The 13,127-nt window shown below is 68.2% G+C and carries 14 protein-coding genes and 1 pseudogene; 9 read left to right on the top strand and 6 right to left on the bottom strand.

The window, feature by feature from the left end:
- The coding region (locus tag AC1D12_RS10915; RefSeq protein ID WP_477840390.1) for a CoA transferase at positions 1–517 on the top strand (517 nt) is incomplete at its 5' end.
- Between the two features lie 77 nt (positions 518–594).
- Positions 595–783, top strand: coding sequence for a hypothetical protein (locus AC1D12_RS10910; protein WP_465111039.1), 189 nt, complete (start codon positions 595–597; stop codon positions 781–783).
- A gap of 78 nt (positions 784–861) precedes the next feature.
- Here the strand turns inward: AC1D12_RS10910 and AC1D12_RS10905 are convergent, their stop codons facing one another.
- From AC1D12_RS10905 to AC1D12_RS10890, 4 genes are all read right to left on the bottom strand, one after another.
- Positions 862–1,290, bottom strand: coding sequence for a hypothetical protein (locus tag AC1D12_RS10905; RefSeq protein ID WP_465111040.1), 429 nt, complete (start codon positions 1,288–1,290; stop codon positions 862–864).
- Positions 1,274–1,861 carry a nucleotidyltransferase domain-containing protein gene (locus AC1D12_RS10900; RefSeq protein WP_465111041.1) on the bottom strand — a complete coding sequence of 196 codons (588 nt, stop codon included), beginning with the start codon at positions 1,859–1,861 and terminating at the stop codon, positions 1,274–1,276. Before AC1D12_RS10900 ends, AC1D12_RS10905 begins: the two co-directional genes overlap by 17 nt.
- Positions 1,862–1,990: 129 nt before the next feature.
- Positions 1,991–2,485: a hypothetical protein gene (locus AC1D12_RS10895; RefSeq protein WP_047500464.1), complete on the bottom strand. Its 495-nt coding sequence runs from the start codon at positions 2,483–2,485 to the stop codon at positions 1,991–1,993.
- 175 nt (positions 2,486–2,660) lie between these two features.
- Complete coding sequence (locus AC1D12_RS10890; protein ID WP_477840388.1) at positions 2,661–4,166, bottom strand: DEAD/DEAH box helicase; 1,506 nt, start codon at positions 4,164–4,166, stop codon at positions 2,661–2,663.
- A gap of 306 nt (positions 4,167–4,472) precedes the next feature.
- Between AC1D12_RS10890 and ettA the strand changes: the two genes are divergently transcribed.
- Positions 4,473–6,137: an energy-dependent translational throttle protein EttA gene (gene ettA / locus AC1D12_RS10885; RefSeq protein ID WP_477840387.1), complete on the top strand. Its 1,665-nt coding sequence runs from the start codon at positions 4,473–4,475 to the stop codon at positions 6,135–6,137.
- Between the two features lie 13 nt (positions 6,138–6,150).
- On the opposite strand, the gene AC1D12_RS10880 is transcribed toward ettA, so the two are convergent.
- Positions 6,151–6,462: a hypothetical protein gene (locus AC1D12_RS10880; protein ID WP_477828696.1), complete on the bottom strand. Its 312-nt coding sequence runs from the start codon at positions 6,460–6,462 to the stop codon at positions 6,151–6,153.
- A 149-nt stretch (positions 6,463–6,611) separates the two neighbouring features.
- Entirely contained in the window at positions 6,612–6,938 is a 327-nt protein-coding gene (gene fliE, locus AC1D12_RS10875; protein WP_047500474.1) for a flagellar hook-basal body complex protein FliE, read from the bottom strand.
- Between the two features lie 145 nt (positions 6,939–7,083).
- Here fliE and fliF point away from each other — a divergent pair, with 145 nt between their 5' ends.
- The 6 genes and pseudogenes from fliF to AC1D12_RS10845 all read left to right on the top strand — a co-directional run.
- Positions 7,084–8,781: a flagellar basal-body MS-ring/collar protein FliF gene (gene fliF, locus AC1D12_RS10870; RefSeq protein WP_465111044.1), complete on the top strand. Its 1,698-nt coding sequence runs from the start codon at positions 7,084–7,086 to the stop codon at positions 8,779–8,781.
- Positions 8,782–8,817: 36 nt separating this feature from the next.
- On the top strand, positions 8,818–9,813 hold the full coding sequence (gene fliG, locus AC1D12_RS10865) for a flagellar motor switch protein FliG (protein ID WP_465111045.1): 996 nt from the start codon (positions 8,818–8,820) through the stop codon (positions 9,811–9,813).
- Positions 9,797–10,576, top strand: coding sequence for a FliH/SctL family protein (locus AC1D12_RS10860; protein WP_465111046.1), 780 nt, complete (start codon positions 9,797–9,799; stop codon positions 10,574–10,576). The genes fliG and AC1D12_RS10860 overlap by 17 nt, the downstream gene beginning before the upstream one ends.
- Complete coding sequence (fliI, locus tag AC1D12_RS10855; protein ID WP_477840385.1) at positions 10,573–11,997, top strand: flagellar protein export ATPase FliI; 1,425 nt, start codon at positions 10,573–10,575, stop codon at positions 11,995–11,997. Before AC1D12_RS10860 ends, fliI begins: the two co-directional genes overlap by 4 nt.
- A gap of 25 nt (positions 11,998–12,022) precedes the next feature.
- Positions 12,023–12,499 carry a flagellar export protein FliJ gene (gene fliJ, locus AC1D12_RS10850; protein WP_477826611.1) on the top strand — a complete coding sequence of 159 codons (477 nt, stop codon included), beginning with the start codon at positions 12,023–12,025 and terminating at the stop codon, positions 12,497–12,499.
- A 64-nt stretch (positions 12,500–12,563) separates the two neighbouring features.
- Positions 12,564–13,127: pseudogene (locus AC1D12_RS10845) on the top strand (hypothetical protein); the annotation flags it as partial.

Here is a 13,127-nt window from a genome sequence, read left to right as displayed (position 1 = left end):
CTTCCAGATCGGCGACCTGATGGGCGGCACGCAGGCCGCGGTGGCGGGCATCCTCGCCGCCTTGCTCGCGGTGCAGCGCAGCGGCGCCGGGCGCCATGTCGACATCTCGATGACCCATGAAGTGCGCCGCCACCAGGTGCTGGCCGACGTGGTGGTCGCACAGACCGGCCGGGCGCCGGTGCCGGGCCGCGACCTGCTGTCCGGCGGTGCGCCGTGCTACGGCGTCTACCGCACCGCCGACGGCCGCCACCTCGCAATCGGCGCGCTGGAGCTGCCGTTCTGGCAGCGCTTGTGCGTGGCGCTCGGGCGGCCTGAGTGGTCGGACCGGCATTGGTCGCTCGGGCTGCAGGTCGGCAGCACCGAGTCGCTGGCCTTGCGCGATGCGCTGGCGGCCCTGGTGTTAACCCGAACCTTGTCCGACTGGTGGGCGTTGCTGGAACCGGTCGATGGCTGCGTCACACCGGTGCTGCGGCTTGACGAATGTCACGCTCATGCGCTGTTCGTAAATAAACGCTGAGGTTTCGTCAACGAGCGTGCTCGAGCCGCCGTTGTGCCTCCCGAGCGTGTTGCTCGACCTTTGCAAAGGAGCCCCCCATGACCAAACTCATCGCCGCGCTKATCGCCGCCACCTTCTCGCTGGGCGCATTCGCCCAAGCTGCTTCGGCCCCGGCCGCTGCAGCCCCGGCTGCCAAGGAAGCGGCTCCGGCCGCTGCCGACAAGAAGGCCGCCAAGAAGCCGGCCAAGAAGGCCGCCAAGAAGAAGGCTGAAAAGAAGGCCGCCTGAGATCCAGGCAGCTTTCCGGGCGTCAGCGCCCAAAGGCACAAGGAACCCGGCTCAGGCCGGGTTTTTTGTGGGCGGGTCTTAGGAGGACAGCAGGTGCAGCAACTGAGGCACCAGGCGCTCCAGCACTGACAACGCAAGCTTTACATCGGTCTCGCTGGGCTCGATGCCCTGGTACTGGTTGTTGCGCAGGTCGCGAATGGCATCGAGCTGGTCGAAGACAGCTTGGGTCACACCGGCGTATGCGCATGCTGCTTCGAGCGTCTGCACGTGGTGCCCCTCCGCACCGCCGGCACGCCAGCCGCGCGAGGACAGGATGGCCAGGCTGAGATTGAGGATGGCGTCGTAGGCGGCCCCCAGGCGGGTTGTCGTTGAATTCTCCTGGCGCTGGGCGTCGGCAATCTTGCCTTTGCTGATTCCGATCCAGCCTTGGATGGAGGTGCGGTTCACAGGCGCCCTGTGGAACACCTTGCTTCCCTCGTTGTAGAAGTCCTCAGCCTTGCGCAGCATTCAACTCTCCCTGGAGTGTGATGACGGGGTTGCGCAAGACTTCTGCGACGAACTCGTCTCCCGATCGTTTCGCTTCGGCCCATTGGTTCGCTGTGAAGGTCACCACGTTGACCGCGCGTCCGAGCGTGCGGCCTGCCGCCTTGAAATGAGCCTGGGCCTGCAGGCGGGAGGCATCGGTCACGAGCAGCAGGTCGATGTCGCTGCCCGCCTGGGCTTCGCCTCGAGCCGTGGAACCGAACACGGCTGCGGCGCTGACCGGGGCGTCGAGTTCAGCCAGGCGTTCGCGAAGCACGCGGACGACCTCGTTGTCCTGCTGGAGCAGCGCGCGCAATGGCGCGAGTGCCGGGCTCATCGAGGCGGCGTAGAGCGTCTGCCGGATTCCCGTGCGCCGTTCCAGCAGGCCGATGTCGGCCCAACGGCGAAGCCAGCGCGAGAGATTGCCTGGGTCCACCCCGGTCTCGGCGGCCAGTTCACGGGGCCCGTAGCCCTTGTCGGGATGCTCGAAAAGACAGCGCAATGCCTTGTAGCGACCGGCGCCTCCGAGGAGTTCGGACATGAGCTCGGTGTTCATGCACCGGTGTCCCGTGCTTCACTGCTTTGCATGTTGGTCATTCAACAACATTTGATGTCGAATGTACAACATTCTTTCGATTCGACTCACGACGTGAGTCGAAGCCAGGGGCGCCTCAAGTACCGGCGATCAGGCCCTCAGCCGCGGCTTCGCCGCCTCCACCGCGGTCGCAAACGGCCGGCTCGACGCGATGCGTTGCCACTTGCGCTCGTCCCAGGTCTGCGGCCCGGTCAGCGTCCAGCGAGCAATCGTGTCGCTCAGCTCGGCACGGGGCACGCGGCCGAACACCGGCAGCGATGGCTTCAGCAGGCGCAGCCCGCGGCGCAGCCGGCCGGGCAACGGTGCGTGCGATTCATGGCCCCAGTAGACGCAGCGCTTGTCGGCCCAGAAGGCCAGCCGCTCGAAATGCACGCGTCCGGCAAAACCGGTGTTCGCCGGCAGCAGCAGGAATTCATCGGGGAGCTCCACCACCGAGTACGACAGGTCGCCCAGGTGTTCGCCGCTGCCGTGCTGCACGAAGATCACGCGCTGAACGTCGGCGGCCTTGAAGCGGTCGACTTCGGCATCGTCATGAAAAACGACGATGTCCGGCCCTTGCCAGGCCGTATGCCAGGTGCTGTCCATGGGGTGTGTCTCTCGAGTCGAATGGGCGGGCGTCGACGGTACGCCCCATGACGGCTCGAGATGTATCCAGACGCGTCAGCTTGCAGGCGCAGCCCGCCACTCGCCGAACAACTGGATACAAATCAGGCTGTCTGTGAGTGCCGACTCCCTCGGCAACTGACAGACAGCCGAGACTTCAGCGTTTGGGCTGGGTCAGACGCGGGGCCGGCTTGGCGCCGCCTTCGCGGCGCGGACCATTGCCCGGCTGCTGCGGACGCGGGCCGCTCGGACGCGCGGCCGACGGAGCGGGTGCCTGGCCGCCACCGGTGCGGCCCTGGCCGCCACCGTTGCTACCACCGCCAGCGCCGGATCGCGCGGGGGCCGATCCACCACCGCCGCGGCTGTCGCGCCCGCGGCCGCCGCCACCGCCGTGGCCACCGCCACCACCCGCACCACGGCCACCACCACCGCCACCACCGGCATGCCGATGGCCACCGCGGCCGGCGCCTTCGCCGATCACCATGCGGCCGAGCACGATCGGCTCGGGGCGCTCATTGGCACTCGGCTCGAAGCCCGGCACGTTCTCCTTCGGGATCTCGCGCTTGATCAGCTTCTCGATGTCGCGCAGGAAGCCGTTCTCGTCGACGCACACCAGCGACACCGCCTCGCCCTGCGCACCCGCGCGGCCGGTGCGGCCGATGCGGTGCACGTAGTCCTCGGGCACGTTCGGCAGCTCGAAGTTGACGACGTGCGGCAGCTGGTCGATGTCGATGCCGCGCGCTGCGATGTCGGTCGCCACCAGCACCTGCAGGTCGCCGGTCTTGAAGTCGGCCAGCGCCTTGGTGCGCGCGCTCTGGCTCTTGTTGCCGTGGATCGCCATCGCGCTGATGTCCTGCTTCAGCAGGTGCTCGACCAGCCGGTTCGCACCGTGCTTCATGCGCGTGAAGACCAGCACCTGGTTCCAGTCGTTCGACTTGATCAGGTGCGTCAGCAGCTCCTTCTTCATCTCGCGGCCGACCGGGTGCACCTTCTGCGCGATCGCGTCGTTGGTCTGGTTGCGGCGCGCCACCTCGATCAGCGCCGRCTTGTTCAGCAGGCGGTCGGCGAGCGTCTTGATCTCGTCGCTGAAGGTGGCCGAGAACAGCAGGCTCTGCTTCTGCGCCGGCACGATGGCCAGCACCTTCTTGATGTCGTGGATGAAGCCCATGTCGAGCATGCGATCGGCTTCGTCGAGCACGAAGATCTCGACGTGGCTCAGGTCGAGCGTGCGCTGCTGGTGGTGGTCGAGCAGGCGGCCGGGCGTGGCCACCAGGATGTCGRCGCCCTTGCGCAGGCGGTCGATCTGCGGCTGCATGCCGACGCCGCCGAACATCACCATCGAGGTGAGTTGCAGGTATTTGCCGTAGGTGCGCACGCTCTCTTCGACCTGCGCCGCGAGTTCGCGCGTGGGGGTCAGGATCAGGGCGCGGATCGGCAGCTTGCCGCGTGCGTCGCGCACCGCCGGCTTGGCCGACAGGCGCTGCAGCATCGGCAGCGTGAAGCCGGCGGTCTTGCCGGTGCCGGTCTGGGCGCCGGCGAGCAGGTCGCCGCCGGACAGCACGGCCGGGATGGCCTGTGCCTGGATGGGAGTGGGAACGGTGTAGCCCTGTTCGTGAACGGCACGCAGCAGGGGCTCGGACAGGCCGAGGGTGTCAAAAGACATGGGGATCCATCAGGAGATCGGCCCGTCGCCGAGTACTTCGGCGCCAGTCGCAGGCAGACGATGAGGTGAGCGCGAGGCTCAGGTCAGGGATGACGGCAGCGAAGTGACTGGTGTCTGCGCTGGTGGGCGGATTCTACCTGCTGAACGCGATTTCATCGGCGGAACTGCCGGGTCGCGGCCGGCTTCATCGGGGCACCCGGGCAGGGCGGTTCGCGGAGCGGCGACAATACGACGTTGGCGCCGCGTTCTGCGGCCGGCCATTCCAGCTTCACCTCCCGCTCTTCCCGCTCTCCAGGACCACACGCCATGGCTCAGTACGTATTCACGATGAACCGCGTGGGCAAGATCGTCCCGCCCAAGCGCCAGATCCTCAAGGACATCTCCCTCAGCTTCTTCCCCGGCGCCAAGATCGGCGTGCTCGGCCTGAACGGTTCCGGCAAGAGCACGCTGCTGAAGATCATGGCCGGCATCGACAAGGACATCGAAGGCGAGGCCACGCCGATGCCCAACCTGCGCATCGGCTACCTGCCGCAGGAGCCGGTGATGGCGCCCGACCAGACGGTGCGCGAGGCGGTCGAGGAAGGCCTGGGCGGCTCGCTGGCCGCCAAGAAGCGCCTCGACGAGGTGTATGCCGAATACGCCGAGCCCGATGCCGATTTCGACGCGCTGGCCGCCGAGCAGGCCGAGCTCGAAGCCATCATCGCCGCCGCCGGCAGCGAGAACACCGACCTGCAGCTCGAGATCGCGGCCGATGCGCTGCGCCTGCCGCCCTGGGAGGCSGTGGTCGGCAAGCTGTCGGGCGGCGARAAGCGCCGCGTSGCSCTGTGCCGCCTGCTGCTGTCCMRGCCCGACATGCTGCTGCTYGACGARCCCACCAAYCACCTGGACGCCGARTCGGTSGACTGGCTGGAGCAGTTCCTGAGCCGCTTCAGCGGCACCGTGGTGGCCATCACCCACGATCGCTACTTCCTCGACAACGCGGCCGAGTGGATCCTCGAACTCGACCGCGGCCGCGGCATTCCGTACAAGGGCAACTACAGCACCTGGCTCGACCAGAAGGAACAGCGCCTCGAGCAGGAACAGAAGACCGAGGACGCGCGCACCAAGGCGATGAAGAAGGAGCTGGAGTGGGTGCGCCAGAACCCGAAGGGCCGCCAGGCCAAGAGCAAGGCGCGCCTGGCCCGCTTCGAGGAACTGAGCGACGTCGACTACCAGAAGCGCAACGAGACCAACGAGATCTTCATTCCGGTGTCCGATCGCCTGGGCCATGAGGTGATCGAGTTCAGCAACGTCAGCAAGAGCTTCGGCGACCGCGTGCTGATCGACGACCTGAGCTTCAAGGTGCCGGCCGGCGCGATCGTCGGCATCATCGGCCCSAACGGCGCMGGCAAGTCGACGCTGTTCCGCATGATCGCCGGCAAGGAGCAGCCGGATTCGGGCACCGTGAAGATCGGCCCGACCGCGAAGATGGCCTTCGTCGAGCAGAGCCGCGAATCGCTCGAAGCCGACAAGACCGTGTGGCAGGACGTGTCGGGCGGGCTCGACAACATCATCGTCGGCAAGTTCGTGATGCCGTCGCGCGCCTACATCGGCCGCTTCAATTTCAAGGGCAATGACCAGCAGAAGCTGGTGGGCAGCCTGTCGGGCGGCGAGCGCGGGCGCCTGCACCTGGCGAAGACGCTGGCGCAGGGCGGCAACGTGCTGATGCTCGACGAACCGTCGAACGACCTCGACGTCGAAACGCTGCGCGCGCTCGAAGACGCGCTGCTCGAGTTCGCCGGCAGCATCATGGTGATCAGCCATGACCGCTGGTTCCTGGACCGCATCGCGACGCACATCCTCGCCTGTGAAGGCGATTCGAAGTGGGTGTTCTTCGACGGCAACTACCAGGAGTACGAGGCCGACAAGAAGCGCCGCCTGGGCGAAGAGGGCGCCAAGCCCAAGCGCCTGCGCTACAAGGCGCTGAAGTAAGGACTTCTGCCGGTCAGAAGGCTCGCTGGCAGGTCGCCAGCTTGTCCTTCGCCGGCATCGACAGCATCCGGTTCACCTCGGAGTTGTAGGTGGCGCGGTAGCCGTCGCTCTTGCGCACGGCGGACAGGTCCGACTTGGTCTTGGCCGCCAGCTGCTGCAGCATCTCCACCCCCGGCTTCATGCTCTTCGGATCGACCGGCGTGCAGACGAACAGGACGGCATCGATGCCGGCCACCATCTGCTCGACGGCGTCGTCGGCATGGGCGGGCAGGCAGGTCACGAGGGTTGCGACGAGCAGCCCCGGAATGGCAAACGCGGATTTCAAACAGCAGTCCAACGGTGAGATGCCGCAACGGCATCGGATGGCAACCACCGATTGTCCCGAAGTTCCGGCGCTTGCGCCTTCGGGTACACGCGAATGGGGGGTGACCGTGGATCGTCTACTTCGTCACGGAACCGTCTTGAAACAGGCCGTTACACCGACATGTTCATGATGTCGGAGTAAGCCTGCACCAGCCGGTTGCGCACCTGCAGCGTGGCCTGGAAACCGATCTGCGACTTCTGCATCGCGACCATCGTCTCCTCCAGGCTCACCGTCGGGTTGCCCAGCGACACCTGGCGCTGCATCTCGTCGGACTTCAGCTGCGAATCGCTCACCGAGCGCAGCGCCTGCGTCAGCGCCTGCTGGAAGCCCGCGCCCTCGGTGGCCTTGCTGCTGTTGACCAGCGGCGTGCCGTTCGGGTTCATCCCCGCACGGGCCGCTGCCTGCGCGAAGTTGAAGGGCTTGAGGGTGACGTCCATGGAGTCGAACTGTAGACAAGACCCTGAAAGCGGATGGGGCGAACTGCGGGCCGTTTCCCCGGCTGTTCAACGCAATTGAAACCTCAAGTTTCCAAATAATCGCTTCATTCAGGCGGCCTGTGCCCGTCTACCTCAAGCGAACAACATGGACAACGCGGTCACCCTTGCCAATGCCAACCAGCTTGCCGCCCCGGCCGGTTTCGGCGCGCGCCTGGCCGCGCTGCCCGCCAGGAGCAAGGCGAGCCTGGGCCTCGGCATCGCGGCGCTGATCGCCGTGCTGGCTGCCATCACGCTGTGGAGCAGCCAGGGTGACTACAAGGTGCTGTACGCCAACCTGTCCGAGAAGGACGGCGGCGCGATCATCGCCCAGCTGTCGCAGATGAACGTGCCGTACCGCTATTCCGATGGCGGCGGCGCGATCCTCGTGCCGGCGGCACAAGTTCACGACCTGCGCCTGAAGCTCGCGTCGGCCGGGCTGCCCAAGGGCTCGATCGTCGGCTTCGAGCTGATGGACGGCGCCAAGTTCGGCCAGACCCAGTTCCAGGAGCGCCTGACCTTCCAGCGCGGCCTCGAAGGCGAGCTGACCCGCTCGATCATGGCGATGTCGGCCGTGCAGAACGCCCGCGTGCACCTGGCGCTGCCGAACCAGAACGGCTTCTTCCGCGAACAGCAGAAGCCCAGCGCCTCGGTGATGCTGACGCTGCACCCCGGCCGCACGCTCGACCGCTCGCAGGTCGCCGGCATCGTGCACCTGGTGTCGTCCAGCGTGCCCGAGATGAACCCGAAGGCCGTCAGCGTGCTCGACCAGACCGGCACGCTGCTTTCGGCCGCCAACGACGCCACCAACGGCGCCGGCCTCGACGCGCAGCAGCTGCAGTACGTGAACCAGATCGAGGCCAGCTACAACAAGCGCATCCTCGACATCCTCGAGCCGGTGATCGGCCGCGACAACCTGCGCGCGCAGGTCACCGCCGACATCGACTTCTCGCAGGTCGAGTCCACCGCCGAGGAGTTCAAGCCCAACCAGGGCGAGAACGCGCAGGCCAGCGTGCGCAGCCAGCAGAGCAGCGAGCAGATGGGCCAGAGCGGGGCCGGCGCCACCGGCATTCCCGGGGCCGCGTCGAACCAGCCGCCGGTGCCGGCGACCGCCCCGGTGACGGGCGCCGCCCAGCCGCTGCAGACCGCGCAGAACGGCGCTGCCAGCAACACCAACAGCCGCAAGGAAGCGGTCACCAACTACGAGATCGACAAGACCGTGCGCGTGACGCGCAACGCCACCGGCACCGTCAAGCGCCTGAACGCCGCCGTGGTCGTCAACCACCGCAGCGTGACCGACGCCAAGGGCAAGACCACCACCGTGCCGCTGACGCCCGACGAGATCGAGAAGCTCAACGTGCTGGTGCGCGAGAGCATCGGCTTCAAGCAGGAGCGTGGCGATTCGGTGAAGGTCATCAACGCGCCGTTCCGCATCGAGAAGATCGAGCCCGACACCACGCCGATCTGGAAGCAGCCGCAGACGCTGGACATGCTGCGCGCCGCCGCGGTGCCGGCCTCGCTGGCCCTGGTCGCGATGGTGATCGTGTTCGGCCTGATCCGCCCGGCCCTGAAGGCTGCGCTGCCGCAGCCGGTGTCGCCGGCCGATGCGCGCGGCAACACGCTGAATGCGATGGTCGACGATGCCGAGTCTCTGCCGAAGCTCGGCCACGAAGCCGACGCGAAACTGCCGATGCTCGAGGCGCCGCGCATCAGCCCRACGCTGATCGCCGCCCGCGCCTACGCCAAGGACAACCCCGCCGCAGTGGCCAGCATCGTGCGCGACTGGGTCAGCGGCGAAGCCGCCTGACGCCCGGCCCCCACAAGAACAACGGAACGGAACACGATGGACGCCAAGGGACTGGAAGACGCGGCAATCCTGATGATGTCGCTCGGCGAGGAGGAAGCCTCCGAGGTGTTCAAGCACCTCACGCCGAAAGAGGTGCAGGGCCTCGGCGAGACCATCGCCAGGATGAAGACCATCCCGCGCGACCGCGTGGAGACGGTGCTGGAGCGCTTCGCCACCCAGGCACAGGAGCAGAGCCTGCTCGTCACCGACAACGACGAATACATCAAGAGCGTGCTGCGCAAGGCGCTCGGCGACGACAAGGCCAACCTGCTGATCGACCGCATCCTGCAGGGCGGCGACACCAGCGGCATCGAGAGCCTGAAGTGGATGGACGCGAGCTCGGTGGCCGAGCTGCTGCGCAACGAGCACCCGCAGATCGTCGCAGCGATCCTGGTGCACCTCGATTTCGACCAGGCCTCGTCGGTGCTGAAGTGCTTCACCGAGCGCCAGCGCAACGAGGTGGTGGTGCGCATCGCCACGCTCGACGGCATCCAGCCGTCGGCGCTGAAGGACCTGAACGACGTGATGAGCAAGGTGCTGGCCGGCGGCGACAAGCTGCGCAAGGCCTCGCTCGGCGGCGTGAAGACCGCGGCCGAGATGATCAACCTGCTGGGCGGCAGCATCGAGACCGCGGTGCTCGACTACGTGCGCGAGGCCGACAACGAGCTGGCCCAGAAGATCATGGACAACATGTTCACCTTCGACGACCTGGAGAAGGTCGACGACAAGGGCATCCAGCTGGTGCTGAAGGAAGTGCAGTCCGAGTCGCTGGTGATCGCGCTGAAGGGCGCGACGCCGGAGATGCGCGAGAAGGTGTTCCGCAACATGTCCACGCGCGCCGCCGAGACGCTGCGCGAAGACCTGGAATCGCGCGGCCCGGTGCGCGTGAGCGAGGTCGAGGCCGAGCAGAAGGAAATGCTGAAGATCGTGCGTCGCCTGAGCGACGAAGGCCAGATCGTGCTCGGAGGCGGCGGTGATGACCAGTTCCTCTAAGCCGAACGGCCCGCGGCAGGTGCCGCCGCCGGCCGGCGCGAAGCCGACCAGCAACTACAGCCGCTTCATCCCGCGCGAGGAGCTGAGCTCGTTCGCGGCGTGGAACCCGGGCTCGCTGTCCGGCGGCCCCGAGGCGTCGAGCGCCGGCGTGCAACGCCCCGCGCCGCCGGCCCCGCCGCCGCCGAACCCGGCCGACGAACTGATGGCGCAGCTCAAGCAGGTGCGCCAGACCGGCTATCAGGACGGCTACCGCGACGGCCTGGTCGCGCTCGACGGCTTCAAGCAGAGCTACGCCGCGCAGGTCACCGCGCAGGTCGGCGCGATCGTGCAGGGCTTCGGCCAGCAGCTCGACGACCTGCAGCAGGACATGGCGCGCGCGCTGGCCGTCACCGCCACGCAACTGGCCAAGCAGATGGTGCGCAGCGAGCTGAGCATGAAGCCCGAGCTGGTCGCGGTGGTCGCGACCGAGGCGGTCGACACGCTGCTGCTGAGCGCCCGCCACATCACCGTGCGCGTGCACCCGGACGACCACGCGCTGGTCGCCCAGGGTGCGGCCGACGTGCTGTCCGCGCGCGGCGCGCGCCTGCTGTCCGACCCCGAGGTGCTGCGCGGCGGCTGCCTGGTCGAATCCGACATCGGCGTGATCGACGCGACGCTCGAGGCGCGCTGGCGCCGGGTCGCCGCCTCGCTCGGTTGCGAGCAGGAATGGGACGGCGACGACGCGCCGCTGCCCGAGATCGAAGAGGACGGTGAAGCCGCATGATCACCTCCCCGCAAGAAGCCAAGGCGGTGTCCACGACGGACAAGTGGCAGCGCTACCTCGGCGACCTGGAGAACTTCTCGGCGAGCGCGATGCCGCTGGAGACCCAGGGCACGCTGGTGCGCGTGGCCGGCCTGGTGCTCGAGGCCGCCGGGCTGCGCGTGCCGGTCGGCTCGGTCTGCGAGGTGCGCATGGACGGCCAGCCGCCGGTGCTGGCCGAGGTGGTCGGCTTCTCGGGCGATCGCGCCTACCTGATGCCCACCGGCGAGATCCACGGCCTGGCGAGCGGCGCGCGCGTCGTGCCGCGGCCGTCGCCGATCGTGCCGCTGCTGCTGGGCGCGACGCAACACCAATGGCGGCGCAGCGAAGACCGCACGCTGCACCTGCCGATGGGCGACGGGCTGCTCGGCCGCGTCGTCGATTCGCAGGGCCTGCCGATGGACCGCAAGGGCCCGCTCGGCAGCGTGCACAACGAGCCGCTGATCCGCCGCCCGATCAACGCGATGGACCGCGACCCGATCCGCCAGCCGCTGGACACCGGCGTGCGCGCGATCAACGCGATGCTGACGGTGGGCCGCGGCCAGCGCATCGGGCTGTTCGCCGGCACCGGCGTCGGCAAATCGGTGCTGCTCGGGATGATGGCGCGCTACACCGCGGCCGACGTGATCGTGGTCGGCCTGATCGGCGAGCGCGGCCGCGAAGTGAAGGAATTCATCGAGGACATCCTCGGCGAAGAGGGCCTGCGCCGCTCGGTCGTCGTGGCCGCGCCGGCCGATGYGCCGCCGCTCACGCGGCTGCAGGGCGCGAGCTACGCGACCGCGATCGCCGAGCATTTCCGCGACCGCGGCCAGCACGTGCTGCTGCTGATGGATTCGCTGACCCGCTTCGCGATGGCGCAGCGCGAGATCGCGCTCGCGATCGGCGAGCCGCCTGCGACCAAGGGCTACCCGCCGAGCTGCTTCGCGAAGCTGCCGCAGCTGGTGGAGCGCAGCGGCAACGGCATCCACGGCGTCGGCTCGATCACCGCGTTCTACACCGTGCTGAGCGAAGGCGACGACCAGCAGGACCCGATCGCCGATGCGGSGCGCGGCATCCTGGACGGCCACATCGTGCTGTCGCGCGAGCTGGCCGAGGCCGGCCACTACCCGGCGATCGACGTCGAGCGCTCGATCTCTCGGGTGATGAACAACGTGAGCCCGCAGGAGCACATCGACGCGGCGCGGCGTTTCCGCCAGCTGAGCGCGAAGTACACGAAGGCGCGCGACCTGATCCAGCTGGGCGCGTATTCGCCCGGCCACGACAGCGAGCTCGACGCCGCCGTCAAGCTGCACGGCCCGATGGTCGAGCTGCTGCAGCAAGGCATGAACAAACCGGCCAGCCTGAACAACAGCGTGCGGGATCTCCGCAAGTTGTTCGGCACCTGATCACGACGATTGAAGGAGTACCTCGATGAGCAACGATCGTTCGATTGAACCGCTGATGGCGCTGCTGGGCCAGGCCGAACGCGAACGCGATGCGGCGATGGCCGAATCGCGCCGTGCCGCCGATGCGCAGGCCGCGGCGCTGGCGCAGGCCGAGCAGCTGGCGAGCTACCGCGGCGAGTACGAGGCGCGCTTTCGCGAGCAGTTCAGCCGCAGCAGCTCGATGGACGTGATGCAGCACTACCAGGGCTTCATGCAGCGGCTGACGCTGGCGATCGACCAGCAGCAGCGCGTCGTGACGCATGCGCAGGGTCGCGTCGAGCGCGTGCTGCAGCTGCTGATCGAGCAGGAGATGCGCGTCGCCTCGGTGCGCAAGCTGCTGGAGCGCCGGCTGCAGGAGCTGCGCTTGGTGGCCGACCGCCGCGAGCAGAAGCAGACCGATGAGTTCGCTGCGCGCGCCGCGTGGAACCGGCTGAGCCAGGCGGGTGCTTCGCCGGTGGTCTGACGCGTTCGCATCCGAGTCTGCCGAGTTTTCCGATCCACCGCTGAATCAACGCCCAGGCACTTCCATGTCCGCCGTGTCGTCGTCCTTGCCGATCTTTTCCGCGAACAACCCGCTGGCCGTCGCGCCGGCCCCTGCGCCGTCGCCCGACGCGCCGCAGGCCAATGCCTTCTCGCAGATGCTGAAGCAGCGCCAGCAGGCCCAGGCGACGCCGGCCGCTGCGGCACCGGCGCCTGCCGCACCGCGTGCACCGACCACCAAGCCGGCCGCGCCTCAAGCGCCTGCGGCGCCGAAGGCCGCGCAGATGCCTGCGCGCGCCGCGGATGCCGAGCGCCCGCAAGCCGGCAAGAAGACCCCCGACAGCGCGGCCCCGGCCGACGCCGAGGCGGCCACTGAAACCACCGATGCCACCGCATCCGATAGCGCCGAGGCATCGACCGGGCTCGACCCGTCGATCGGCAACTGGCTGGCCGGGCTGAACCTGCCGGCCCCGAACACGCAGGCCGGCGGCAAGCTCGCGCGCGGCCAGGCCGACGCCGGCGCTGCCGAAGCAGGTGAGGCGCCCGGTGGACAGGCCGGCGGCGAAGGCGCCGCCCGTGGCGCGCGCCGGCTGGGCGCCGGTGGCGAAGCG

The organism is Rhizobacter sp. P1_G5 (assembly GCF_056405435.1).
Note: the sequence above shows the minus strand (reverse complement) of the source record. Positions and strands in the feature narration are given on the sequence as shown.

What these genes read in the sequence shown, in the direction of transcription:
- AC1D12_RS10860 (WP_465111046.1), top strand. Translation starts at nt 9,797, where the DNA reads ATGACCAGTTCCTCTAAGCCGAACGGCCCGCGGCAGGTGCCGCCGCCG.
- fliE (WP_047500474.1), bottom strand. Translation starts at nt 6,938, where the DNA reads ATGGACGTCACCCTCAAGCCCTTCAACTTCGCGCAGGCAGCGGCCCGT.
- fliJ (WP_477826611.1), top strand. Translation starts at nt 12,023, where the DNA reads ATGAGCAACGATCGTTCGATTGAACCGCTGATGGCGCTGCTGGGCCAG.
- AC1D12_RS10900 (WP_465111041.1), bottom strand. Translation starts at nt 1,861, where the DNA reads ATGAACACCGAGCTCATGTCCGAACTCCTCGGAGGCGCCGGTCGCTAC.
- AC1D12_RS10905 (WP_465111040.1), bottom strand. Translation starts at nt 1,290, where the DNA reads ATGCTGCGCAAGGCTGAGGACTTCTACAACGAGGGAAGCAAGGTGTTC.
- AC1D12_RS10895 (WP_047500464.1), bottom strand. Translation starts at nt 2,485, where the DNA reads ATGGACAGCACCTGGCATACGGCCTGGCAAGGGCCGGACATCGTCGTT.
- fliG (WP_465111045.1), top strand. Translation starts at nt 8,818, where the DNA reads ATGGACGCCAAGGGACTGGAAGACGCGGCAATCCTGATGATGTCGCTC.